The following is a 23,955-nucleotide window of genomic DNA, read 5'->3' as shown; positions in this document are numbered from 1 at the left end:
CCATGACCACACCTGAACACACAGCGCCATTCGGCGCCTGGCCATCCCCCATCAGCGCCAGCATGGTCGCCGCCGGCGCCGCCCCGCTGTCGCAGGTCGCGCTCGATGGCCTTGACTGCTACTGGCTGGTCGGCCGTGCCAGCGAAGGCGGGCGCACGACACTGATGCGCCAGCGCGGCGAATCCGTCACCGAGGTCACCCCGGCGCCGTTCAATGTGCGCTCGCGGGTGCACGAGTATGGCGGCGGCGCATGCCTGGTCGCGGGCGGCACGGTGTGGTTCTCCCACTTCGCCGACAACCGCCTGTATGTTGCCGCCGACGGCGCCGCGCCCGTGCCGCTGACGCCAGAAGGCGCGATGCGCTACGCCGACTTCGTCGCCGACACGGCGCGCTCGCGGCTGGTCACGGTGCGCGAAGACCACAGCGCGGGCGGCGCTTACCCCGTCAACACGGTATGCGCGGTCGGCTTCGACGGCAGCGAAACGGTGCTGGTGCAGGGCAGCGACTTTTACGCCGCGCCGCGGCTGTCGCCGGACGGCCGCTCGCTGGCCTGGCTGAGCTGGAACCACCCACGCATGCCGTGGCAGGGCACCGAGCTGTGGCTGGCCGACCTTGGCGCGGACGGCGCCGTGTCGAACCCGCGCCTGGTCGCTGGCGGGCCTGAAGAATCGATCTGCCAGCCAGAATGGTCGCCGGCCGGCCTGCTGCATTTTGTATCGGACCGCAGCGGCTGGTGGAACCTGTACCGCCTCGCGGGCGGCAGCGCACAGGCGCTGTGCAAGCGCGCGGCCGAATTCGGCGCGCCGCACTGGAATTTCGGCGGTTCGATGTACGGCTTCCGTTCAAGCGACGAGATCGTCTGCACCTACATTGAGAATGGCGTCAGCCGCCTGGCGCGGCTATCGAGGGACAGCGGCAAGCTGGAATCCATCGCCAACCCGTACCAGGAGATCCGCGAGCTGCGCGTCTTCGGCGACAGCGTCGCGCTGCTTGGCGGGGCCCCGGCCATTCCGCTCGAACTGGCGCGCATCGACCTGGCCAGCGGCCGCCGCGAGGTGCTGGCCCATTCGATCACCGAGCTGCCGCCGGCGGCCTACCTGTCGGTCCCCGAGAGCATCAGCTACACCAGCACCGGCGGGCGCACCGCGCACGCGTTCCACTACCCGCCGTGCAATGCCGGCGTGCAGCCGGCCGATGGCGGCAAGCCGCCGCTGATCGTGATCGGCCACGGCGGCCCGACCGGCATGGCGACCAGCACGCTGAAGCTGGCGACCCAGTTCTGGACCAGCCGCGGCTTCGCGGTGCTCGACGTGAACTACGGCGGCAGCACCGGCTTCGGACGCGACTACCGCGATGCGCTCAAGGGCCAGTGGGGCATCGTCGATGTCGAAGACTGCGTCGCCGGCGCGCGCTACCTGGCCATGCGCGGCCTGGCCGACCCGGACCGGCTGGTCATCCGCGGCTCCAGCGCGGGCGGCCTCACCACGCTGTGCGCGCTGACCTTCCATGACGTGTTCAAGGCCGGCGCCAGCTATTACGGCGTGTCCGACCTCAAAGGACTGGACCTGGACTCGCACAAGTTCGAATCGCACTACAACGAATACCTGATCGCCCCCAAGCCGGAATCGGAAGCGCTGTACATGCTGCGCTCGCCGATCAACCACACCGCCCAGCTGAAGCGCCCGATGATCTTCTTCCAGGGCCTGGACGACAAGGTGGTGCCGCCGCAGCAGTCGTCGATGATGGTCGACGCCCTGCGCGCCAGCGGCGTACCGGTGGCCTACATGACGCTGGAAGGCGAAGGCCATGGCTTCCGCAAGGCCGACAGCATCGTCCGCACGCTGGAGGCGGAGCTGTACTTCTACCAGCGCATCTTCGGCCTTGCAGGGCCCGGCGCGGTGGCGCCGGTGGAAATCGAGAACATGCCGGAAACTGAATGACGGTATTCGATTCACTCAGGGACGAAGACAAGCTGCTGCTCGCCCTGCTGGCCCTGGCGGGCGAGCCGATGGGCGCGGTCCGCATCAAGGAACACCTGACGGCAGCAGGCCTGCCCGCCTTTGACGTGGAAGACAGCATTGCGCGCCTGCGCAAGGCGGAACTGGCCAGCACCATCACAGGACGCGGCCATGCGGTCGCGCTTGACGCCGCCTGGCCCGCCATCAGGCATGCGATCAACAGCCGCACCCTGCTTGCGCTGCGCCGGGCTTACGAGGAGTGCACGCCGCTGCGCAAGAACTGGCAAGGTTTTCTCATCCTGCGCAGCTATCGCCAGGGCGTCGCGCTGTTGCGCATGGCGCTGTTCGGCCGCGACGACCCGCGCCACATCGCGATGCTGCTGGCGGCCTGCCTTGAATGCCACGAAGCGGCCTACCTGCACCCGCTGGTCGACATCTGCGCCCGTCCGTTCGATGCGGAGCTGATCGGCTACATCCATCCGCAACTGGTGGACGAGGTGCTCACGGTGGTGGTCTGCCATGTCCAGCGCGACCCGGCCAGCGCCAGCGCGGTGCGCGCCTGCGCCGAGCGCCACGTGGCGCAGCACGCCGCCTCGATGAGCTTGCGCATCGTGCTGGCCGAACACCTGATCCTGTGCGGCCGGCTGGACGACGCCGGCGCGCTGCTGTCCGATCTCGACGCCTCGCTGGCGCTGTTCTTCCGCAGCGTCATCGAACTGCTGCGCGACGGCCACGCCCCTGCGCTGGCCGGCTTCGAGCAGGCCCTCAAGCTGCTGCGCCGCGAAACCGGCAAGCGCAAGATGTGCTTCTCCGGCATTGGCGGCCATCTGTACGTGCTGGCGCTGATCCGCTCAGGCGACCCGAAATGCGACAAGCTCGCCGAGAGCTACCTCGATACCGCCACCCGCGCCGTGCAGAGCCACGACACCGCGGTCTACGAACAACTGAGCATGCTGCGGCGGATTCGCGGCGGCACCGTCGATGTCGACGTGCTGCCGTCACGGAACTGGGAAGCGGCGATGCAGCCTTTCATGTTCCGCGCGCTGATGCACTACTGGCTGTCGCTGCCGCAGCTGGCCGAGCGCCGCGCCGGCCTCGAACAGATGCTGGAACAGTCCGAGCTGGCCGGCTTCGACCTGATTTCGGCGCAACTGGCCGCGCTGCTCGGGCAGCTGGGCAGCATCGTCCATGAACAGCGCGCCATCGCGCTGCGCCAGCGCCATCGCCTGCCCGACATGACGGCATGGTTCGAGCGCGAGGAAGCATGGCAGCGCCAGCTGAACGCGCTGATCAACCTGCAGCCGGCAACCACCACCGAGGTGGTCAAGGAAGGACGGCTGGCCTGGCTGATCGACTACGACGCCAACTACGGCGTGCGCGACGTCGAGCCGCTGGAGCAGCGCCGCGACGCGCGCGGCGGCTGGAGCAAGGGCCGCCCGGTCAGCCTCAAGCGGCTCCACAGCGAGGCGAAGCAACTCGAATTCGTCAGCGCGCACGACCTGGCCGCGATCGCCCTGATCGAGACGCACCGCTTCTACGGCGGCAATCAATACCTGCTCGACGCCCACAAAGCCGTGCTGGAACTGGTTGGCCATCCGCTGCTGTTCTGGAAAAGCGCGCCCGGCACCCGGGTCGAGGTCCTGCCGGGCGAACCGGAACTGCTGGTGCGCGCCAACCGCGACACCGTCACGATCACCATGCAGCCGCCTATCGGCGCAGGCGAAGACGATGTATGCGTCACGCGCGAAACGCCGACGCGGCTGCGGGTTGTGCGGGTCAGGCCCGAGCACCGCAGCGTCGGCGCCATCATCGGGCAGGGCCTGGAAGTGCCGCTGCACGCGGAAAAGCAGGTACTCAAGGCGATCAGCGCCATTTCCTCGATCGTCACCGTGCAGTCCGACATCGGCAGCAGCGCCGCCGACATCGCCCAGGTGGCGGCCGACGGCCGCATGCACGTGCACCTGCTGCCCTACCAGCATGGCCTGAAGATGCAGGTGCTGGTGCGCCCCCTGCCCGACACAGGCGCCTATTACGCGCCGGGCAGCGGCGCTGAAGGCGTGATCGCCGACGTCGATGGCGTGCGCACCGAAGCCAGGCGCGACCTGAACGCCGAGCGCGAGGCGGAGCGCCAGCTGATCGGCGCCTGCACCGCGCTGGAAGAGGCGGAATCGGATCACGGCGAATGGCTGCTTGGGCAGCCGGTGGCGTGCCTGGAACTGCTCGCCCAATTGCAGGAACTGGACCCCGCGCAGGTGACCATCGCCTGGCCGGAGGGCCAGTCGTTCAGGGTGACGCGCAAGGTCGATTCGAAATCGGTGCGCATCTCGATCAAGCGCGACAAGGACTGGTTTGCCGCCGACGGCGAAGTGCAGGTCGATGAGGACAAGGTGCTCGACCTGCGCACCCTGCTGGAGATGCTCAAGTCCAGCAAGGGACGTTTCGTCGAACTGGCCGACAACCAGTTCGTGGCGCTCAGCTCGGAACTGCACCGCCGCCTGATGGAGCTGGCCTCGTTCGGCGAGCAGCACGGCGACGACGTGCGCGTGCACCCGCTGGCCAGCTTCGCGCTGCAGGAACTGGCGGCCGATGCCGGCGGCGTCAAGGCCGACAAGCTGTGGAAGGAACACCTGGCACGCATCGACGCCAGCGCCGTCTACACGCCGACGCTGCCGTCGACGCTGCAAGCCGACCTGCGCGACTACCAGGTCGAAGGCTTCGAGTGGCTGGCACGGCTGGCCCACTGGGGCGTCGGCGCCTGCCTGGCCGACGATATGGGCCTTGGCAAAACCCTGCAGGCGCTCGCGCTGATCTTGCTGCGGGCGCCAGGCGGGCCAACCCTGGTGGTGGCGCCGACCTCGGTGTGCATGAACTGGATGAGCGAGGCGGCGCGTTTCGCGCCGACCCTGAACGTCAAGCTGTTTGGCGCCGGCGACCGCGGCGCGATGCTGGACGACGTCGCGCCATTCGACCTGGTGATCGTCAGCTATGGCCTGCTGCAGCTCGAGGCGGACCGCTTCGCCAAGGTCAAATGGAACACCATCGTGCTCGATGAAGCCCAGGCGATCAAGAATACGGCCACCAAGCGCTCGCACGCGGTCATGGCGCTGCAAGGCGAATTCCGCATGGTGGCCACCGGCACGCCGCTGGAGAACCACCTGGGCGAGCTGTGGAACCTGTTCCGCTTTATTAATCCGGGCTTGCTCGGCACCAGCGACCAGTTCAACCTGAAGTTCGCCGGTCCGATCGAACGGGCCCAGGACAAGCGCGCGGCCGCCGGCGCGCGCGCCCGCCTCAAGCGCCTGATCCAGCCGTTCATCCTGCGCCGCACCAAGGCGCAGGTGCTGTCCGAACTGCCGCCGCGCACCGAGATCGTGCTGCCGGTCGAACTGACCGAAGACGAAGCGGCGCTGTACGAATCGCTGCGGCGCGACGCGCTGGCCAAGCTGGCATCGATGGAAGGCCCGGAGAACCAGAAATCGATCCAGATCCTGGCCGAGATGATGAAGCTGCGCCGCGCCTGCTGCAATCCGCAGCTGGTGGCGCCCGAGCTGGGCCTCCAGAGCAGCAAGCTGACCGTGTTCGGCGGCCTGCTCGACGACCTGCTGGAAAACCGCCACAAGGTGCTGGTGTTCAGCCAGTTCGTCGATCACCTGACCCTGATCCGCAAGCACCTCGATGCGCGCGGCATCGGCTACCAGTACCTCGACGGCGCGACCCCGATGCAGGCCCGCAAGGAGCGCGTGGATGCCTTCCAGGCCGGCCAGGGCGATGTTTTCCTGATCAGCCTGAAGGCGGGCGGGGTAGGCATCAACCTGACGGCGGCCGACTACGTGATCCATATGGACCCGTGGTGGAATCCGGCGGTCGAAGACCAGGCTTCGGACCGCGCCCACCGCATGGGCCAGCAGCGGCCCGTGACGATCTACCGGCTGGTGGCGAAAAACACCATCGAGGAAGGCATCGTCGACCTGCACAAGCACAAGCGCGACCTGGCCGACAGCCTGCTCGACGGCAGCGACGCGGCGGCGCGCATGTCCCCGGCGGACATGATGCGCATGCTGCAGGAAGGACTGGGACATTGACGTCCGGGCGATGTTACAAAACGGGCTCCGCTTTAGCGATTAATGCTAATCTGACGGCCCGTCGCGCGTGCGCATCATCACGCTTCACGCCCAAGTATTTACGAGGCCATACACATGATTAAAACCAAAATAGCCCTGGCTATCCTGCTAACTTCCTTCGCCCTTGCGCCTGCCGGCGCGGCCAAGCCAAAAAAGCAGGGCAAGGCCAAGGCCACCAAGACGATCAAGGGAAAGACCGCCAAGGCCAAGGCGCCAGTGGCGAAGAAGAAGGCAGTGGCAGCCGCGGCGGCGCAGCCGGCATCCACCGACAAGGCGCAGGACCGCACCTTCAATACCCGCAGCATGCAGTTTTTGGTCGCGCTGTGGAAGATCGATCCCGAGTCCGCGATCACCGTCGGCAAATATGAAGGCGCCGCCAACCTGACCATCCCGAGCGCGGCGATGCGCACGCAGTACCTGGCGTTCACCAGCGAGTGGCTGGAAAAATTCGGCAGGCTCGATCCGAACAAGCTGTCGGACAAGCAGCGCACCGACCTCGCCCTCCTGGTCAACAAGCTCGAAAGCGACCGCTGGTACCTGACCACGTTCAAGGAATACGAGTGGAATCCCTCGCTGTACAACATCGCGCAGCCCATCGATGTGGTCCTGAATACCCCGTACGCCTCCAAGCCGCAGCGCCTGCGCACCCTGCTCAAGCGGATCACCCACGTACCGGCCTACTTCGCCGCCGCGCAATCGAGCATCAAGAACCCGACGCATGAACACCTGCAGCTGGCGCTGACCCAGGCGCCCGGCACTCTGGCGGTGCTGGCCGAACTTGGCAAGGCCGCGCAGGAATCGATCCTGACGACCGCGGAAAAGAACCTGTTTGCCTCGCGCATCGCCAATGCCGGCACCGCGCTGCTCGGCTACGTCGACTTCCTGATCGCGCTCGACCGGCAGCAGCAGACAGCAGGCAACGCGCGCCCATTCCGCATCGGCAAAGCGCTGTACGAACAGAAGTTCAAGTACGATATCCAGTCCGGCAATTCGGCCGAACAGACCTACCGCAAGGCATTGGCCGCCCGCGACGAACTGCACGCCCGCATGAACGCGCTGTCCGACGAGCTGTGGCCGAAGGTCATGGGCGCGACGCCGAAGCCGGCCGACCGCATCAGGAAAATCGGCATGGTGATCGACCGCCTGTCGGCCAACCACGTGCCGCGCGACCAGTTCTTCGCCGAGATCCGCCGCCAGATCCCGGTGCTGCAGGAATGGGTCACCAGCAAAAACCTGCTGACGCTAGATCCCGACAAGCCGCTGGAAGTGCGCGAGACGCCGATGTACCAGCGCGGCGTGGCCGGCGCCAGCATCGAGGCGCCCGGCCCGTACCGTCCGCAGGACCGCACCTTCTACAATGTCACACCGCTCGATGGCCTGAGTGCGGAGCAGGCAGAAAGCAACCTGCGCGAATATAACCACTGGATGCTGCAGATCCTGAATATCCACGAAGCGATCCCGGGCCACTACGCGCAGCTGGTGTACGCGAACAAGTCGCCGTCGCTGGTCAAGTCGCTGTTCGGTAATGGCGCGATGATCGAGGGCTGGGCCGTCTACGGCGAGCGCATGATGCTCGAATCGGGCTACGGCGACAACACGCCGGAGATGTGGCTGATGTGGTCGAAGTGGAACCTGCGCGTGGTCACCAACACGATCCTCGACTACAGCGTGCACGTGCTGGGCGCGAACGAAGCGCAGGCGGTGGACATGCTGGAACGCCAGGCCTTCCAGACCCGCAGCGAAGCGACCGAAAAGTGGCACCGCGCCAAGGTCAGTTCGGTGCAGCTGACCAGCTATTTCAGCGGCTACAGCGACATCATGGAGCTGCGCGAGGAGCGCAAGCAGGCGCTCGGCGCGCGCTTCGACCTGAAGGACTTCCACCAGCAGTTCCTCAGTTACGGCAGCGCGCCGGTGCGGGTGATCCGCGAGCTGATGCGATAAAGCGACGGGAAGAAGATAAGAAAAGGCGCTGCGGCGCCTTTTTTTACACGCGTCGTGCGCGGGGATGACGCTGGATCCCACACTGAGGCGTTTTTTATCTTCACCCTCGCTTGACCCCAGACAAGTTGCTCGCCGGGCACAGCGCTACGATAGCTGGCACACCGAAGTCCGATCAACTTGACCACAGGAACCAGCCGATGAAGAACGCAAGCGCCATTGTCATCCTCCTGCCGCTGCTGCTGAGCGCATGCGCCAACATGCAGCCCAGCCTGGGCGATCCGTCCGCCAAGACCGTGGCCACCGGCTCGGCCGGCGGCGCCACAGCGCAGAACGCCAACAGCCAGCTCGAGCGCTGCGACAAAACGCTCGGCACGCTGGCCATCGTGGAGGAGGCCAACCAGCCATGGCTGCACCAGCTCACCGCCGAATACCGCATCCAGAGCACGGTGCCGCTGCTGCGCCTGATCATCCAGCAGTCCAACTGCTTTGTGATCGTCGAACGCGGCCGCGCCTTCAACAATATGCAGGGCGAGCGCGAACTGATGCAGTCGGGCGAGCTGCGCAAGAGCAGCAACCTGGGCAAGGGCATGATGGTGGCGGCCGACTACACCGCCACGCCGTCGGTGTCGTTCGCTGCGAAGGGCACGCGCGGGCTGGGCGGCCTGGTGGGCGGGCGGATCGGCGCGGTGGCCTCGCTGATCGGCGGGTCGATGACCTCGAACGAAGCGTCGGCCATGTTGCTGTTGACCGACAACCGCTCCGGCATCCAGCTGGCGGCGGCGGAAGGCAGCGCCAGCAACTGGGACTTCGGCGTGGTCGGCGCGCTGTTCAATGGCGCCGGCGCGGGCGGCGGCGGCTTCTCGAAGACCCCGCAAGGCAAGGTGCTGACGGCCGCTTTCATGGACTCGTACAACCAGATGGTCAAGGCGGTGCGCACCTACAAGGCGCAGTCCGTCGAGGGCGGCCTGGGCACCGGCGGCGTTCTCAAAACCAATTAAGGCAGGCCAGCGGTTTCACCCGCGTGTGCATTTACGCACACGCGGCGTGCCAGAACGAACCGCGAACATCCGTTTTTCTTCCAAACAATCGCAGTACACTTGCTCCGGGCTGTGATTTTCTGCGTATATTGCCCGGCCGCCAATGCCTCCCCGCGCGGTCATCATCTTCACCATTCCACACAACCACGTTCCGGATGCGGCGGCATCGCTTCGCCTGTCCTCCTCGTGGACGCCGCACCACACTTTATATATACAAGAACGGAGACAGGACATGGCATTCAGAATGACACCGACACTGGCAGCATGGGGCGCGACACTTGCGCTGTTGGCGCCTGGCGCCGCCCAGGCCCAGGTCCAGGCCGGCCCCGGCACCTGGAGCGCGAACCAGACATGGGCGAACGACACCGTCAATGGCGGCGCCCTGACCGGCTACTACTACTGGCCGGCGACCCAGCCCGCACTGGCGGGCAAGCGCGCGCTGGTCATCGTGCTGCACGGCTGCGCCCAGACGGCGGCGGGCGACGTGATCAACAGCGCCACCGATGGCGGCTTCAACTGGAAAGCCGCGGCCGACCAGTACGGCGCGGTGGTGGTCGCGCCTAACGCCACCGGCAACGTGTACGGCTCGCATTGCTGGGATTACGCGCGCACCACGCGCAACCGCAGCACCGGCCATGACGGCATCCTGCTCGACCTGGTCAACCGCTTCGTCAACAACACCCAGTATGCGATCGACCCGAAACAGGTCTACATCACCGGCCTGTCGTCGGGCGGCGGCCAGACGATGGCGCTTGGCTGTATTGCACCGGACATCTTTGCCGGCACCGGCATCAACGCCGGTCCGCCGCCCGGCACCACGACCGCCCAGATCGGTTACGTCCCGGCTGGCTTCACCGCCACCACGGCCTCAAACAAGTGCACCCAGTGGGCCGGCAGCTATGCGCCCAGCTTCAGCACGCAGATTGCCAGCGTGATCTGGGGCACCACCGACTATACGGTGGCGCAGGCGTACGGTCCGATGGACGCCGCTGCCATGCGCCTGAGCTATGGCGGCAGCTTCACCCAGAGCGCGGCGGTCCCGGTGGCCACCGGCGGCAGCGATATCCAGTACAAGGACAGCAATGGCAAGGTACGCACGTCGCAAATCACCGTGACCGGCATGGCGCACGCCTGGCCGGCCGGCACGGGCGGGCAGAACGCCAGTTACGTCGATGCCACCAAGGTCAACTACCCGATGTTCCTGATGAACTTCTGGTCCACCAACAACCTGCGGGTGGCGCAGGTGCCAGCGCCGGTGATGGCGTCGTGCAGCGCGACGGTGTCGGGCAGCACGGTGACGGTGATGGGCGCCGGCAGCAGCGTCGGCGGTTCGGTCACCAGCTACAAGGTGGTGCTGAACGGGCCGACGCCGGTCAATGATGCGGCCGCAGGCAGCAGCGCCAGCTTCAGCAAGCAGTATGCTTCGCGCGCCGACGGCAACTACAGCGGCACCGTGACGGCGACCGACAGCGTCAAGGGCTTGACCTCGGCGGTGTGCAACATTCCGGGCTTCCTGGTCGGCTCGCCGCCGGCGGTGCTGCCGCCGTCCGGGCTGGCGATCGGCACCAAGACCGCCAGTTCGATCGCGCTGTCGTGGAGCGCCGCCTCCGGCGCCACCGGCTACAACGTGTACCGCAATGGCGTGAAGGTCAACGCCTCGCCGGTGGCGGGCACCGCTTTCACCGACACCGGCCTGGCCGCCAGCACCACCTACAGCTACCAGGCGTCGACCTTGGCGGGCACGTCGGAAAGCGGGCTGTCGGGCGCGGTGCAGGGCACGACCAATTCCTCGTTCACCTGCACCACGACCAACTCCAGCAACTACGCCCACGTGCAGGCGGGACGGGCGTACAACAGCGGCGGCTACGCGCTGGCGACCGGTTCTAACCAGAATATGGGATTGAACAACACTTTCTACACGAACACGCTGGCGCAGACCTCGGCCGGGTATTACGTGATCGGCAATTGTCCGTAAGTCAGACCGGCTCTTCCGGGGCCTGCGTTGCGCGCACGAAAATCGGCGCCAGCAGCAGGCCCAGCTCGTAGAGCAGGCACATCGGGATGGCCAGCGCCAGCTGGCTGACCACGTCCGGCGGCGTGACGATGGCGGCAATCACAAACGCGCCAACAATCACGTACGACCGGATTTCCTTCAGCTTGGCGACGCTGACGATGCCCATGCGCACCAGGATCACGACGACCACCGGCACCTCGAAGGTCACGCCGAAGGCCAGGCACATCGACATCACGAAATCGAGATAGTTTTCAATGTCCGGCGTGACCGCGATCGATTCGGGCGAGAAGCCCGAGATGAACGCGAATACGCGCCCGAACACAAAGAAATAACAAAACGCGACGCCGCCGACGAACAGCAGCGAGGACGAGACCACCAGCGGCAGCACCAGTTTTTTCTCGTGGGCATACAAGCCGGGCGCGATGAACGCCCAGACCTGGTAGAACACCCAGGGCAATGCCAGCATGAAGGCCAGCAGCAGCGTCACCTTCATCGGTACCAGGAACGGCGAAATCACGCCGGTGGCGATCATTTTCGATCCGACCGGCAACGCGGCGATCATCGGCGCGGCAATGATGTCGTAGATCGCGGCCGGGCCGGGCCACATGGCCAGCACGCCGAACACCAGGGCAATGCCGATCGAGGCCTTGACCAGGCGGTCGCGCAGTTCGATCAGGTGGGAGATGAAGGTCTCTTCGCCCGCAGATTTTTCAGTCATTTAGAAGAACGAAGATTTGGATTGAACGCCGGGGCGGAACTTGCGCACGCGGGCCGCGCCCGACATGATGTGGGTCTTGCCGCCATGGCGTTTTTTGTACCAGCCGGGCACGGCGGAATTGCGCACCAGCTTCTTGCGCCGGAAGTCGCGCGCCTTGCGCTCGAGGTCTTCCATGGTAGCGGCAACGCCGGGCGACATCTCGTGGCCGCGCCATGCGGCCTCGACGTCGTCGCGGCTCTCGGCCAGGCTGTGCTCGACATTTTCCTTGATGGAGTGGGCGGTTTCTTCCACTTCCTTCTGCAGGTTGCGCAGTTCGTCGAGCTCGATTTCGCGGCTGACTTCGGATTTGATGTCGTGCAGGTAGCGCTGGGCACGGCCGTACAGGGTCCCGGCCATGCGCGCTACTTTGGGCAGCTTTTCGGGGCCGATGACTACCAGTGCGACCACGCCGATAATGGCGAGTTTGGAGAGTCCGAGATCGATCATTGAGGGTGAAACCTGGGCTGGCAGGCGTGTGACGACACACGCCGCGCCGGCTTACAGCTTCGTCTTCTCTTTCGTGTCGACGTCGATGGTGGACTTGTCAGCGACGTGCTGGGTTGTGGTTGCCGCAGGCTTGTCTTCCTCGCCCTTGACGCCGTCCTTGAAACCCTTGACTGCCTTGCCGATATCACCACCCATATTGCCCAGCTTTTTAGTGCCGAACACCAGCAGAATTACGACCAGCACGATCAGCCAGTGCCAAATACTCATTGAACCCATCATTTTCTCCTTGCGGGCGACAACGGCCCATATCCATGAAACCTGCGGTATTTTACGCGATGCGCTTTGGCTACGTCAGAATTAGCGCTGGCCCTTCCAGGGGCGCGGACCGCCGTACATGTGCAAGTGCAGATGGTACACCTCCTGGCCCCCGTCCGGGCCGCTGTTAATCAGCGTCTTGTAGCCGCCGCCCGGCTGGCCCTGCTCATCATAGCTGACGGCGCAACCATGTTCAGCGGCAAGCTGCGGTACCAGGGTCATCATGCGGCCCAGCATCGCAGCATGGCTGCCGTTACATTCCGACAAAGTGGCCACGTGCTCCTTTGGAATCACCAGCAGGTGCACCGGCGCGGCCGGGTGGATGTCCTTAAACACAAGCAACTCGTCGTCTTCATAGACAATGTCGGCTGGAATCTGTTTTGCAGCGATCTTGCAGAAAATACAGTTGGTCATGGTGGCGTCCAGGGTCGGTTATTCATTCTCGTCGTTCCCGCGCAGGCGGGAACCTATATCCCGCTGGCACTTGCATGGGTTCCCGCTTTCGCGGGAACGACGGAGTCTTATTCTTTGCGGGAGGCTTTTTCGTCGATACCCGACAAGCCCTCGCGGCGCGCCAGCTCGTTGAGCACCTGCTGCGGGCTGAGATCGAAGCGGGCCAGCAGCACCATCGAGTGGAACCACAGGTCGGCGCACTCGTACAGCACCTTCGAGCGGTCGGCGCCGGCGCGCACATCCTTGGCGGCCATCACCAGCTCGGTGGCTTCCTCGCCGATTTTTTTCAGGATCGCGTCGTCGCCCTTGGCCATCAGCTTGGCGACATACGAGGTGGCGGGGTCGCCGCCGTTTTCAGGTTTGCGCGCTTCGATGGTCTCGGCCACGCGGGCTAAAGTCTGGCTCATTTTTTTATTTCGGTTTGGTATAAATGGTGGCCGGGTCCTGCAGCACCGGGTCGACGGCCTGCCAGTCGCCGGTCATGACGTCGCCGTCGAACTTGTGGAAGAAGCACGAGTGGCGCCCGGTATGGCAGGCGATGCCGCCAGCCTGTTCGATCTTGAGCAGCACCACGTCTTCGTCGCAGTCGAGGCGGACCTCGAGCACCTTTTGCACATGGCCCGATTCTTCGCCCTTGTGCCACAGCTTCTTGCGCGAGCGGCTCCAGTACACCGCCTCGCCCAGCTCCACGGTCTTGCACAGGGCGTCGCGGTTCATCCAGGCGAACATCAGCACGTCGCCGCTGCCGGCTTCCTGTGCGATCACCGGCACCAGGCCGTGTTCATCCCACTTGATCTTCTTGAGCCATTTGGCGTTTGGCGCCGTTGTCGCTACAGTAGTAACCATACGCTGTTCCTGTTGTCCCTGGACGGTCATGCGAGGCGCATCGGAATGCCCTGCGCGGCCATGAAACGCTTGGCTTCGCCGACCGTATGATGCCCGTAGTGGAAGATGCTGGCCGCCAGTACCGCATCGGCATGGCCTTGCTTGATGCCGTCGGCCAGGTCCTGCAGGCCGCCCACGCCGCCCGATGCGATCACCGGAATGCCGATGGCGTCCGAGACCGCGCGCGTCAGGCCAAGGTCGAAGCCCGACTTGGTGCCGTCGCGGTCCATGCTGGTCAGCAGGATCTCGCCGGCGCCCAGGGTTTCGAGCCTGCGCGCCCAGTCGACCGCGTCAAGGCCGGTGGCGTTGCGCCCGCCGTGGGTGAACACTTCCCACTTGCCCGGCGCGACCTGCTTGGCGTCGATCGCCACCACGATGCACTGCGAACCGTGCTTCTGCGAGGCGTCGAACACCAGCTGCGGGTTGGTGACGGCCGAGGTGTTCATGCTGACCTTGTCGGCGCCCGCGTTGAGCAGGCGCCGCACGTCCTCGACCTTGCGCACGCCGCCGCCGACCGTCAGCGGGATGAACACGCTGGAGGCGACCTCCTCGATGATATGCAAAATGAGGTCGCGGTCGTCGCTCGACGCGGTGATGTCGAGGAAGGTGATTTCGTCGGCGCCCTGCCCGTCGTAGCGGCGCGCGATCTCCACCGGGTCGCCGGCGTCGCGCAGCTCGGTGAAGTTGACGCCCTTGACGACGCGGCCGTCGGTCACGTCGAGGCAGGGAATGATACGTTTAGCTAGCATTGCCGCTTTCGGTCAGTTCGTCGGCGCGATCCTGCGCTTCCTGCAGGTTGATGGTGCCTTCGTAGATCGAGCGCCCGCAGATCACGCCTTCGATGCCCTCGTCCTGCACCGCGCACAGCGCTTCGATGTCGGCCAGGTTGTGCAGGCCGCCGGAGGCGATGACCGGGATTTTCACGGCCTGCGCCAGCTTGACGGTCGCCTCGATGTTCACCCCGCCCATCATGCCGTCGCGGCCGATGTCGGTGTAGATGATCGATTCGACGCCGTAGGCTTCGAACTTCTTGGCCAGGTCGATCACTTCGTGGCCGGACATCTTGCTCCAGCCGTCGGTGGCGACCTTGCCGTCCTTGGCGTCGAGGCCGACGATGATGTGGCCCGGGAAGGCGCCGCAGGCATCATGCAAAAAGCCCGGATTCTTGACCGCGGCGGTGCCGACGATGATGTAGCTGATGCCGGCGTCCAGGTAGCGCTCGATGGTGTCGAGGTCGCGGATGCCGCCGCCCAGCTGCACCGGGATCTCGTCGATGTCGTTATCGATCGCGAAGTCCTGCACCACCTGCAAAATGGATTTCACGGCGGCCTCGTTCTTCGGCTTGCCGGCGAAGGCGCCGTTCAGGTCGACGAGGTGCAGGCGACGCGCGCCCTGCTTGAGCCAGTGCAGCGCCATCTCGGCGGGATCTTCGGAAAATACGGTGGCGAGTTCCATATCGCCTTGTTTCAGGCGGACGCAGTGACCGTCCTTGAGGTCGATGGCAGGAATGAGCAGCATGGCGATGTTCTTAATGGGTGAGTGGTTGAGTCAGGGATTCCAGTGGACGAAATTCTTGTACAGCGTCAGGCCTGCCGCCGCACTTTTCTCCGGGTGGAACTGGGTTGCGACGATGTTGTCGCGCGCGACCGCGCAGCAGAAATCGCCGCCGTAATCGGTCTCGCCGATCACGCTTGACGCCTGCTCTGGCTGCGCATAGTAACTGTGCACAAAATAGAAGTAGCTGTTGTCCTCGATGCCGGTCCACAGCGGATGCTGCGCTACCTGGCGCACGCGGTTCCAGCCCATCTGCGGCACCTTGAAGCGCGAACCGTCGTTCTGCAGGCGCCCGTCAAGCTGGAAGCGTACTACTTTGCCCGGCAACAGGCCGAGGCCAGGCGTGTCGCCTTCCTCGCTGACGTCGAACAGCATTTGCTCGCCCACGCATACGCCCATCATCGGGCGGGTTTTGGCGGCGCGCAGCAGCGCTTCCTTCACACCGGATTCGCGCAGGCTGCGCATGCAGTCGCGCATCGCGCCCTGGCCCGGCAGCACAATGCGGTCGGCGCTGTCGATGTCGGCCACTTCGCCGGAAATGAGCACGTCGGCCTCCGGCGCCACGGCGCGCAGCGCCTGCGCAACGGAGCGCAGGTTGCCCATGCCGTAATCGACTACTACGATTTTATTCATGAGAGTGAGCAGTCAGGTGGTTACAGGCTGCCTTTGGTCGACGGGATGGTGCCGGCCGCGCGGTCGTCCAGCTCGGCGGCCATGCGCAGCGCGCGGCCGAAGGCCTTGAACACGGTCTCGCACTGGTGGTGGGCGTTCTCGCCGCGCAGGTTATCGATGTGCAGCGACACCAGCGCGTGGTTGACGAAGCCCTGGAAGAATTCGTGCGCCAGGTCGACGTCGAAATTGCCGATCATGGCGCGCTTCCATGGCACGTGCATCTCCAGCCCCGGGCGGCCCGAAAAATCGATCACCACGCGCGACAGCGCCTCGTCCAGCGGCACGTAGGCGTGGCCGTAGCGGCGGATGCCCTTCTTGTCGCCGATCGCCTGGGCGACCGCCATGCCGAGCGTGATGCCGGTGTCCTCCACCGAGTGGTGGGCGTCGATATGCAGGTCGCCGATGCACTCGATATCGAGGTCGATCAGGCCATGGCGCGCGATCTGGTCGAGCATGTGGTCGAGGAAGGGCACCCCGGTGTTCAGCTTTTGCTGGCCGGTGCCGTCCAGGTTGATCGCGACGCGGATTTTCGTCTCGTTGGTATTGCGCGTTATTTCTGCGGTGCGGGTCATGAAATGGCTCGGTTATACGACATCAATGCAAACTCGTCGAAGAATCTATCGCGTTTCGAGCGAGGCCCGCAGGGCATCGACGAAGGCGGTATTTTCTTCTGGAGTACTCACGGTAACACGGATGCAATTCGCCAGCAGTCCGTGCATTTTACTCATATTTTTGATCATGATCTTGTCCGCCAGGAGTTGCGAGCAAGCACTATCAGCATCGGGCACGCGCACCAGCAAAAAGTTCGCGCGCGACGGGAAAACGGTTACGCCAGGCAGCGCGGACAGGGCAGCGGCAAGCCCGCTGCGTTCGGCGTTGATCGCGTCGGCCTGGGCGTTGAGCACATCGATATGATCGAGCGCAAATTCGGCCGCGACCTGGGTCAGCACGTTGACGTTGTAGGGCGGGCGCACCTTGTCGAACTGCTCCAGCAGCTCGGCGCCGGCGGCCAGGTAGCCGAGGCGAATCCCGGCCAGGCCCAGCTTCGACAAGGTACGCATCACCACCAGGTTCGGGTAGCGCGGCAGGCGGTCCATGAAACTGGCCTTGGCGAACGGTCCATAGGCCTCGTCCACCACGGCGATGCCGGTATCGCCCAGCGCTTCGACGATCGCTTCGATGTCCGCTTCGTCGAACAGGTTGCCGGTCGGGTTGTTCGGATACGCGAGGAACACCACGGCTGGCTGGTGTTCGGCGATCGCCGCCAGCATCGCTTCGCGATCGAGCGAGAAATCGGCTGTCAGCGGCACGCCGACAAAGTCGCAGCCGGCCATCTGGGCCGAGCGCGCGAACATCACGAAGGCCGGGACCGGCGCCATGATGACGGTGCGCCTGTCGGTACGCGCCACCGCGCTGATGACGATGCTGATGATTTCGTCGGAGCCGTTACCGAGGATGACGTCGAAGCCTTCAGGCACACCGAGGGTGGCGCGGATTTTCTGCTTGAGCGTCGCGTAGGTCGGGACCGGGTAGCGGTTCAGCACCGCGTCGGCCAGGCGCATCGCCAGTTCGTTGCGCAGGCGCTCCGGCAGCTGGTACGGGTTCTCCATCGCGTCAAGCTTGATGTAGCCGCTGGCGTCGGGCACGTGGTACGACGACAGCGCGCGCACGTCGGGGCGAATGGTGTTTTCAATCAGCTTGCTGGTCATGCTTGCTCCTCGGTGGCCACGGCGGTGGCGGCGCTCTTGCGTTTGGCGGCCTTGCGGGTCGGTTCCAGCTTTGGTGCGGCCAGGCGGCTCTCGATAATCGCGCAGTAATCGGGATTGAGCTCGAAGCCGACGAAGTTGCGCTCGCAGCGCTGGGCCGCCAGGGCGGTGGTGCCGCTGCCCATGAACGGGTCGAGCACGACGCCGCCCGGCGGGCACGACGCCTTGATCATGCGCTCGATGATTTCGAGCGGCTTCTGGGTCGGATGGTCGGCACGCTCCGGGTGCTCGCGGTGCAGGCGCGAGACGCTCCACAGGTCTTTCGGGTTGTAGCCCACTTCGAGCCACTTCGCGCCGATGAAGATCGAGCGCGAACGGGCCTTCTTGGTGGCCGCGTCATACGGGATGCGCACGGCGTCGAGGTCGAAGTAGTAGTCCTTGCGATTGACGAAGAAGCCGATGGTGTCGTGCACCGACGAATAGCTGCGCACGCTGCCGCCCATCGACGGCACCCGGCGGTCCCAGATAATCTCGTTCATCATCGTCATGCGCTTTTTCAGCATCACGAAGATCTCCGGCGAAAAGCGCCAGGTCAGGAAGATGTACAGGCTGCCGTTGGCTTTGAGCTTGGGCAGCGCGGCGTCGATCCACTGCTCGGTCCAGGCCAGGTAGGCGTCGACCGTTTGCTGGTCGGACGCGTTGCCATAGTCCTTGCCGAGGTTGTACGGCGGGTCAGTCAGGATCAGGTCCACCGATCCGTCCGGGATGCGCGCGAGGCCCGTCAACGCGTCCTCGCAGAACACCTGGTTGACCCAGGAAGTCATGCTGGCTTCGTCATGCGCAGTTCGGCGCTACGGGCGTGCGCCTGCAAGCCTTCGCCATAGGCCAGTTCGGCCGCCACCTTGCCCAGCGTTTGCGCACCGGCTTCGCTGACGAACAGGATCGACGAGCGCTTCTGGAAGTCGTACACGCCCAGCGGCGACGAGAAGCGCGCGGTGCGCGAGGTCGGCAGCACGTGGTTGGGGCCGCAGCAGTAGTCGCCGAGCGATTCTGACGAGAAGCGGCCGAGGAAGATCGCGCCGGCATGGCGGATCTTGTCGGCCCACTGCTGCGGGTTGTCGGCCGAGATTTCGAGGTGCTCAGCGGCGATCGCGTTGGCGAGATCGCAGGCTTCCTCCATGTCGCGCACCTTGACCAGCGCGCCGCGATCGGTCATCGAGGTGCGGATGGTGTCCTGGCGCGTCATCGTCGGCAGCAGCTTGTGGATGCTGGCCTCGACCTGGGCGATGTAGTCGGCGTCCGGGCACAGCATGATGGCCTGGGCCAGCTCGTCGTGCTCGGCCTGCGAGAACAGGTCCATCGCGACCCAGTCGGGGTCGGTGGTGCCGTCGCACAGCACCAGGATCTCGGACGGACCGGCGATCATGTCGATGCCGACGGTGCCGAATACGCGGCGCTTGGCCGCTGCCACGTAGGCGTTGCCGGGGCCGACGATCTTGTCGACCGCGGCGATGGTCTCGGTGCCGTAGGCCAGCGCGCCGACCGCCTGGGCGCCGCCAATGGTGATCACGCGGGTCACGCCGGCAATCGCGGCGGCCGCCAGCACGATCTGGTTCTTGACGCCGTCGGGGGTCGGCACCACCATGATGATCTCGGCGACGCCAGCCACCTTGGCCGGTATCGCGTTCATCAGTACCGATGACGGATAGGTCGCCTTGCCACCCGGGACATAGATGCCGACCCGGTCGAGCGGCGTGATGCGCTGGCCAAGCACGGTGCCGTCAGGTTCGGTGTAGCTGAAGCCGCCGAGTTCCTGCTTCTGGCGCTCGTGGAACACGCGGATGCGCTCGGCGGCTACCTGCAATGCTTCGCGCTGCGCCTGCGGCAGGCTGTCGAGCGCCGCCTGCAGTTGATCCTGGCCGATATCGAAGGCGGCCATGCTGGACGCGCTGACGCGGTCGAAACGGTTGGTGTATTCCAGCACGGCGGCGTCGCCGCGCGCTTTCACATCCTGCAAAATCGTCGCCACCGCGCTTTCGATCGCGTCGTCGGTCGACGCCTCGAATGCCAGCAGGGTGTCGAGCTGCTGCTTGAAGCCTGCACTTGAAGAGTCGAGTTTGCGGATCTGGATGGTCATGGTTACTTTTCGATGCGGGAGGCGCGTTCGAACGCCGCCAGGATTGGTTGCAGGCGCTCGCGCTTGAGTTTCAGCGCGGCCTGGTTGACGACAAGGCGCGACGAGATATCCATGATCTTTTCGACTTCGACCAGGTTGTTGGCGCGCAGCGTGCTACCGGTGGAGACCACGTCGACGATGGCGTCAGACAGGCCGACCAGCGGCGCCAGCTCCATCGAGCCATACAGCTTGATCAGGTCGACGTGCACGCCCTTGGCTGCAAAGTGCTCGCGCGCGGTCTGGACGAACTTGGTGGCCACGCGCAGGCGCGCGCCCTGGCGCACCGCGGTCTCGTAGTCGAAGCCGGCATGCACCGCCACCGACATGCGGCAGCGCGCGATATTCAGGTCGATCGGCTGGTACAGGCCTTCGCCGCCGTGCTCGAGCAGGACATCCTTGCCGGCCACGCCAAAGTCGGCCGCGCCATACTGGACATAGGTCGGCACGTCGCTGGCGCGCACGATGATCACGCGCACATCAGGGTCGCTGGTGTCGAGGATCAGCTTGCGCGAGGTCTCCGGATTTTCGGTGACGCGGATGCCCGCCGCTTCCAGCAGCGGCAGCGTGTCTTCGAAAATCCGGCCTTTGGACAGCGCCAGGATCAGCTGGCGCGTGGCCGGTTTGAATACGCCGCTCATTTATTTGATCCGCACGACGTCGGCGCCAACCGCAGACAGCTTCGCTTCCATGCGGTCGTAGCCGCGGTCGAGGTGATAGATGCGGTCGATGACGGTGGTGCCTTCGGCCGCCATCGCGGCGATCACCAGAGAGGCCGATGCGCGTAGGTCGGTCGCCATCACGGGCGCGCCAACCAGGCGGTCGACGCCCTTGATGAAGGCGGTATTGCCGTCGGTCTGGATCATCGCGCCAAGGCGGTTCATCTCCTGGACGTGCATGAAGCGGTTTTCGAAGATGGTCTCGGTCACGCGGCTGGCGCCGCCGGCGATGATGTTCACCGCCATGAACTGCGCCTGCATGTCGGTCGGGAAGCCAGGATATTCGGTGGTGCGGAACGATACCGGGTGCGGGCGGCTGTTCATCTGCGCGCGGATCGCGTTCTCGCTGACGGTCATCTGCAGGCCCAGCTCGCGCAGCTTGTCGAGCGCGACATCAAAAATGTCGGTGCGGGTGTTGGTGATGTTGATGTCGCCGCCGGTGGCAGCAACCGCGCACAGGAAAGTAGCCGCTTCGATGCGGTCGGAAATCACCGCGTGCTTGGCGCCGTGCAGTTCGGCCACGCCCTGGATGACCAGGCGGTCGGTGCCGATGCCGTCGATCTTCGCGCCCATGGCCACCAGCAGGTTGGCCAGGTCGGTGACTTCAGGCTCGCGCGCCGCGTTCTCAAGCACGGTCTCGCCTTCGGCCAGGGTCGCGGCCATCAGCAGGTTTTCGGTGCCGGTCACGGTGATCATCTCGGTGCGGATGCGCGCGCCCTTGAGGTTTTTGCACTTGGCGTGGATGTAGCCGCCTTCGATCGAGATCTCCGCGCCCAGCGCGCGCAGGCCCATGATGTGCTGGTCGACCGGACGCGAACCGATCGCGCAGCCGCCCGGCAGCGAGACCTTGGCTTCGCCGAAGCGCGCCAGCAAGGGGCCCAGCACCAGGATCGAGGCGCGCATCGTCTTCACCAGCTCGTACGGCGCTTCCAGCTTGTCGATGCGGCTGCCGTTCAGCGTTACGCGCTCGTCGTCCTGGTCGACCGTCAGGCCGGTCTGTTCGAGCAGCTTGAGCATGGTCTTGACATCGTGCAGGCGCGGCACGTTCGACAGTTCGAGGTCGCCTGCGGTCAGCAGGCCGGCGCACAGGATCGGCAATGCGGCGTTCTTGGCGCCGGAGATTTTGATGTCGCCATTGAGGCGCTTGCCGCCGACAATCTGGAGCTTGTCCATATTTTTATCCTTGGTATTCAGCAGGGGTAAGGGTCTTCATCGACAGCGCGTGGATCTCTTCACGCATGCGGTCGCCGAGTGCGGCATAAACCAGCTGGTGGCGCTGGATCAGGCGCTTGCCTTCGAAGGCTGGCGATACGATCAGGGCCGTGAAATGGCGGCCGTCGCCATCCACTTCGAGGTGGGTGCAAACGAGCCCGTTGCTGAGGTAGCTATGAATGAGTTCTGGCGTAGTTTCCACGTGAAGTCCTATTGAATTTAGTGGCGCAGCTTGTAGCCGCGCGAAAGCATGTTAACAGCGAACGCCGACAGCACCGCGAAGAACACCAGGGCGATGCCCAGGCTGGTCCATGGCGACACATCCGACACGCCGAAGAAACCGTGGCGGAACCCGTCAATCATATAAAAGAACGGGTTGAAATGCGAGACCGCCTGCCAGAACGGCGGCAGCGAGTGGATCGAATAGAACACCCCGGCCAGGAAGGTGGCCGGCACGATCAGGAAGTTCTGGAAAGCGGCCAGCTGGTCGAACTTCTCGGCCCAGATGCCGGCGATGACGCCCATGGTGCCGAGAATGGCGGCGCCGATCAGCGCGAACACGGCGATCCATACCGGCTGCGCGAAGTGCAGGTCGGCGAACCAGGCGGTGATGGCGAACACGCCGGCGCCAACCACCAGGCCGCGCGTGACCGAGGCCAGCACGTAAGCCGAGATGATTTCCCAGTGCGACAGCGGCGGCAGCAGGATGAACACCAGGTTACCCGTGATTTTCGACTGGATCAGCGAGGACGACGAATTGGCGAACGCGTTTTGCAGCACGCTCATCATCACCAGGCCGGGCACCAGGAAGGCGGTATAGCTCACGCCCGGATAGACCTCGACGCGGCCTTCGAGCACGTGGCCGAAGATCAGCAGGTACAGCATGGCGGTCAGGATCGGCGCGCCGATGGTCTGGGTGGCGACCTTCCAGAAGCGCAGCGACTCCTTGTAGAACAGGGTCTGGAAGCCTACGGAAAACAAACTCATACGGTACCCTTATCCATAATCTGCAAAAAGATGTCTTCCAAATCGGCCTGCTGCAGCTGCATGTCGTCGATGACCGCGCCCGATTCGCGCAGGCGCGCCAGGATGCCTTCGACCTCGCTGTACTCATTGACGCGCAGGCTGTACTTGTTGCCGTCCTGGTGTTCGTCGTGCGACACCAGGTGGCGCAGGCTTTCCGGCAGGTCGCCGCTGGACAGGTGGACATTCAGCTGCGAACCCGAGATACGGCGCAGCAGCGTCGACATTTTCTCGAGCGCGACCACCTTGCCGCCCTTGAGCATCGCCACGCGCTGGCACATGGCCTGCGCTTCTTCGAGGTAGTGGGTGGTCAGCACGATGGTGTGGCCCTCGCGGTTCAGGCGCGAGATGAACTTCCACAGGGTCTGGCGCAGTTCGACGTCGACGCCGGCGGTCGGTTCATCGAGCACGATGACGGGCGGCTTGTGCACCAGCGCCTGGGCGACCAGCACGCGCCGCTTCATGCCGCCGGACAGGGCGCGCATGTTGGCGTCGGCCTTGTTGGTCAGGTCGAGGTTTTCCATGACCTCGTCGATCCACTTGTCGTTGTTCTTCAGGCCGAAATAACCCGACTGGAGGCGCAGCGTTTCGCGTACCGTGAAGAACGGGTCGAATACCAGCTCCTGCGGCACCACGCCGAGGTTGCGGCGGGCGGCGCGAAAGTCGGTGACGACGTCATGGCCGTGGATCGACACGCTGCCCGCGTCCGGCCGGATCAGGCCGGCGATGGTGGAAATCAGGGTGGTCTTGCCGGCGCCGTTGGGGCCGAGCAGGCCGAAAAACTCGCCTTGCTCGATGGTCAGGGACACGCCGCCCAAGGCCTTGAGCGACTTGTAACTTTTCTCGACGTTGGTGATCTGGATAGCACTCATGCGTTTTTTGTTCTTAGCCTGTATAGACAGCATGCCCTGTAACGGCGGGCGCGCTTCGAAGCCCGCTTGGGGAAACAGGCAATTATAGGGGAAATC

At 64.8% G+C, this 23,955-nt stretch carries 23 protein-coding genes; 5 read left to right on the top strand and 18 right to left on the bottom strand.

The features are described from left to right. Positions 1–2: 2 nt before the first annotated feature. From I4X03_RS03905 to I4X03_RS03885, 5 genes are all read left to right on the top strand, one after another. Complete coding sequence (locus I4X03_RS03905; protein ID WP_223465905.1) at positions 3–1,940, top strand: prolyl oligopeptidase family serine peptidase; 1,938 nt, start codon at positions 3–5, stop codon at positions 1,938–1,940. After that, complete coding sequence (locus I4X03_RS03900) at positions 1,937–6,040, top strand: DEAD/DEAH box helicase (RefSeq protein WP_223465904.1); 4,104 nt, start codon at positions 1,937–1,939, stop codon at positions 6,038–6,040. The genes I4X03_RS03905 and I4X03_RS03900 overlap by 4 nt, the downstream gene beginning before the upstream one ends. Before the next feature lie 114 nt (positions 6,041–6,154). After that, the gene (locus I4X03_RS03895) at positions 6,155–8,020 is read left to right on the top strand and encodes a DUF885 domain-containing protein (RefSeq protein WP_223465902.1); all 1,866 of its coding nucleotides are present in this window, start codon (positions 6,155–6,157) and stop codon (positions 8,018–8,020) included. 197 nt (positions 8,021–8,217) lie between these two features. After that, positions 8,218–9,018, top strand: coding sequence for a CsgG/HfaB family protein (locus I4X03_RS03890; RefSeq protein ID WP_223465900.1), 801 nt, complete (start codon positions 8,218–8,220; stop codon positions 9,016–9,018). A 271-nt stretch (positions 9,019–9,289) separates the two neighbouring features. Then, positions 9,290–11,032, top strand: a complete 1,743-nt coding sequence (locus I4X03_RS03885; RefSeq protein WP_370660479.1) for an extracellular catalytic domain type 1 short-chain-length polyhydroxyalkanoate depolymerase — start codon at positions 9,290–9,292, stop codon at positions 11,030–11,032. Between the two features lies 1 nt (position 11,033). Here the strand turns inward: I4X03_RS03885 and tatC are convergent, their stop codons facing one another. The 18 genes from tatC to I4X03_RS03795 all read right to left on the bottom strand — a co-directional run bounded on the left by tatC (position 11,034) and on the right by I4X03_RS03795 (position 23,859). Continuing rightward, complete coding sequence (tatC, locus tag I4X03_RS03880; protein ID WP_223465898.1) at positions 11,034–11,789, bottom strand: twin-arginine translocase subunit TatC; 756 nt, start codon at positions 11,787–11,789, stop codon at positions 11,034–11,036. Beyond that, a complete protein-coding gene (tatB, locus tag I4X03_RS03875; RefSeq protein WP_223465890.1) occupies positions 11,790–12,275 on the bottom strand; it encodes a Sec-independent protein translocase protein TatB in 486 nt (161 codons plus the stop codon). Between the two features lie 51 nt (positions 12,276–12,326). Then, the gene (tatA, locus tag I4X03_RS03870; protein WP_223465884.1) at positions 12,327–12,551 is read right to left on the bottom strand and encodes a Sec-independent protein translocase subunit TatA; all 225 of its coding nucleotides are present in this window, start codon (positions 12,549–12,551) and stop codon (positions 12,327–12,329) included. Positions 12,552–12,632: 81 nt separating this feature from the next. Next, complete coding sequence (locus tag I4X03_RS03865) at positions 12,633–13,004, bottom strand: histidine triad nucleotide-binding protein (protein WP_223465879.1); 372 nt, start codon at positions 13,002–13,004, stop codon at positions 12,633–12,635. Positions 13,005–13,111: 107 nt separating this feature from the next. After that, on the bottom strand, positions 13,112–13,450 hold the full coding sequence (locus I4X03_RS03860) for a phosphoribosyl-ATP diphosphatase (RefSeq protein WP_223465877.1): 339 nt from the start codon (positions 13,448–13,450) through the stop codon (positions 13,112–13,114). A 4-nt stretch (positions 13,451–13,454) separates the two neighbouring features. Continuing rightward, positions 13,455–13,889 (bottom strand): phosphoribosyl-AMP cyclohydrolase, encoded by a 435-nt coding sequence (gene hisI, locus I4X03_RS03855; protein ID WP_223465875.1) that lies wholly within the window; start codon positions 13,887–13,889, stop codon positions 13,455–13,457. 26 nt (positions 13,890–13,915) lie between these two features. Next, positions 13,916–14,677, bottom strand: a complete 762-nt coding sequence (gene hisF, locus I4X03_RS03850; protein WP_223465873.1) for an imidazole glycerol phosphate synthase subunit HisF — start codon at positions 14,675–14,677, stop codon at positions 13,916–13,918. Further along, positions 14,667–15,446, bottom strand: coding sequence for a 1-(5-phosphoribosyl)-5-[(5-phosphoribosylamino)methylideneamino]imidazole-4-carboxamide isomerase (gene hisA, locus I4X03_RS03845; RefSeq protein WP_223465868.1), 780 nt, complete (start codon positions 15,444–15,446; stop codon positions 14,667–14,669). The genes hisF and hisA overlap by 11 nt, the downstream gene beginning before the upstream one ends. A 30-nt stretch (positions 15,447–15,476) precedes the next feature. Continuing rightward, positions 15,477–16,115: an imidazole glycerol phosphate synthase subunit HisH gene (gene hisH, locus I4X03_RS03840; protein WP_223465866.1), complete on the bottom strand. Its 639-nt coding sequence runs from the start codon at positions 16,113–16,115 to the stop codon at positions 15,477–15,479. Between the two features lie 20 nt (positions 16,116–16,135). After that, positions 16,136–16,726: an imidazoleglycerol-phosphate dehydratase HisB gene (gene hisB, locus I4X03_RS03835; RefSeq protein ID WP_223465856.1), complete on the bottom strand. Its 591-nt coding sequence runs from the start codon at positions 16,724–16,726 to the stop codon at positions 16,136–16,138. Positions 16,727–16,771: 45 nt separating this feature from the next. Next, positions 16,772–17,863, bottom strand: a complete 1,092-nt coding sequence (gene hisC / locus I4X03_RS03830; protein WP_223465854.1) for a histidinol-phosphate transaminase — start codon at positions 17,861–17,863, stop codon at positions 16,772–16,774. Then, complete coding sequence (locus tag I4X03_RS03825; protein WP_223465852.1) at positions 17,860–18,684, bottom strand: DNA-methyltransferase; 825 nt, start codon at positions 18,682–18,684, stop codon at positions 17,860–17,862. Before I4X03_RS03825 ends, hisC begins: the two co-directional genes overlap by 4 nt. After that, positions 18,681–19,997 carry a histidinol dehydrogenase gene (gene hisD / locus I4X03_RS03820; protein ID WP_223465850.1) on the bottom strand — a complete coding sequence of 439 codons (1,317 nt, stop codon included), beginning with the start codon at positions 19,995–19,997 and terminating at the stop codon, positions 18,681–18,683. Before hisD ends, I4X03_RS03825 begins: the two co-directional genes overlap by 4 nt. 2 nt (positions 19,998–19,999) lie before the next feature. Further along, positions 20,000–20,674: an ATP phosphoribosyltransferase gene (gene hisG, locus I4X03_RS03815; protein WP_223465848.1), complete on the bottom strand. Its 675-nt coding sequence runs from the start codon at positions 20,672–20,674 to the stop codon at positions 20,000–20,002. Next, on the bottom strand, positions 20,675–21,925 hold the full coding sequence (murA, locus tag I4X03_RS03810; protein WP_223465838.1) for a UDP-N-acetylglucosamine 1-carboxyvinyltransferase: 1,251 nt from the start codon (positions 21,923–21,925) through the stop codon (positions 20,675–20,677). It lies immediately after the preceding gene. A 4-nt stretch (positions 21,926–21,929) separates the two neighbouring features. After that, positions 21,930–22,166: a BolA family protein gene (locus tag I4X03_RS03805; RefSeq protein WP_223465830.1), complete on the bottom strand. Its 237-nt coding sequence runs from the start codon at positions 22,164–22,166 to the stop codon at positions 21,930–21,932. Positions 22,167–22,183: 17 nt separating this feature from the next. Further along, positions 22,184–22,951: an ABC transporter permease gene (locus I4X03_RS03800; RefSeq protein ID WP_223465828.1), complete on the bottom strand. Its 768-nt coding sequence runs from the start codon at positions 22,949–22,951 to the stop codon at positions 22,184–22,186. Further along, positions 22,948–23,859: an ABC transporter ATP-binding protein gene (locus tag I4X03_RS03795; protein ID WP_223465826.1), complete on the bottom strand. Its 912-nt coding sequence runs from the start codon at positions 23,857–23,859 to the stop codon at positions 22,948–22,950. Before I4X03_RS03795 ends, I4X03_RS03800 begins: the two co-directional genes overlap by 4 nt. Positions 23,860–23,955: the final 96 nt, after the last annotated feature.

The organism is Massilia soli (genome assembly GCF_016809835.1).
GTDB lineage: Bacteria > Pseudomonadota > Gammaproteobacteria > Burkholderiales > Burkholderiaceae_D > Telluria_A > Telluria_A soli.
Note: the sequence above shows the minus strand (reverse complement) of the source record. Positions and strands in the feature narration are given on the sequence as shown.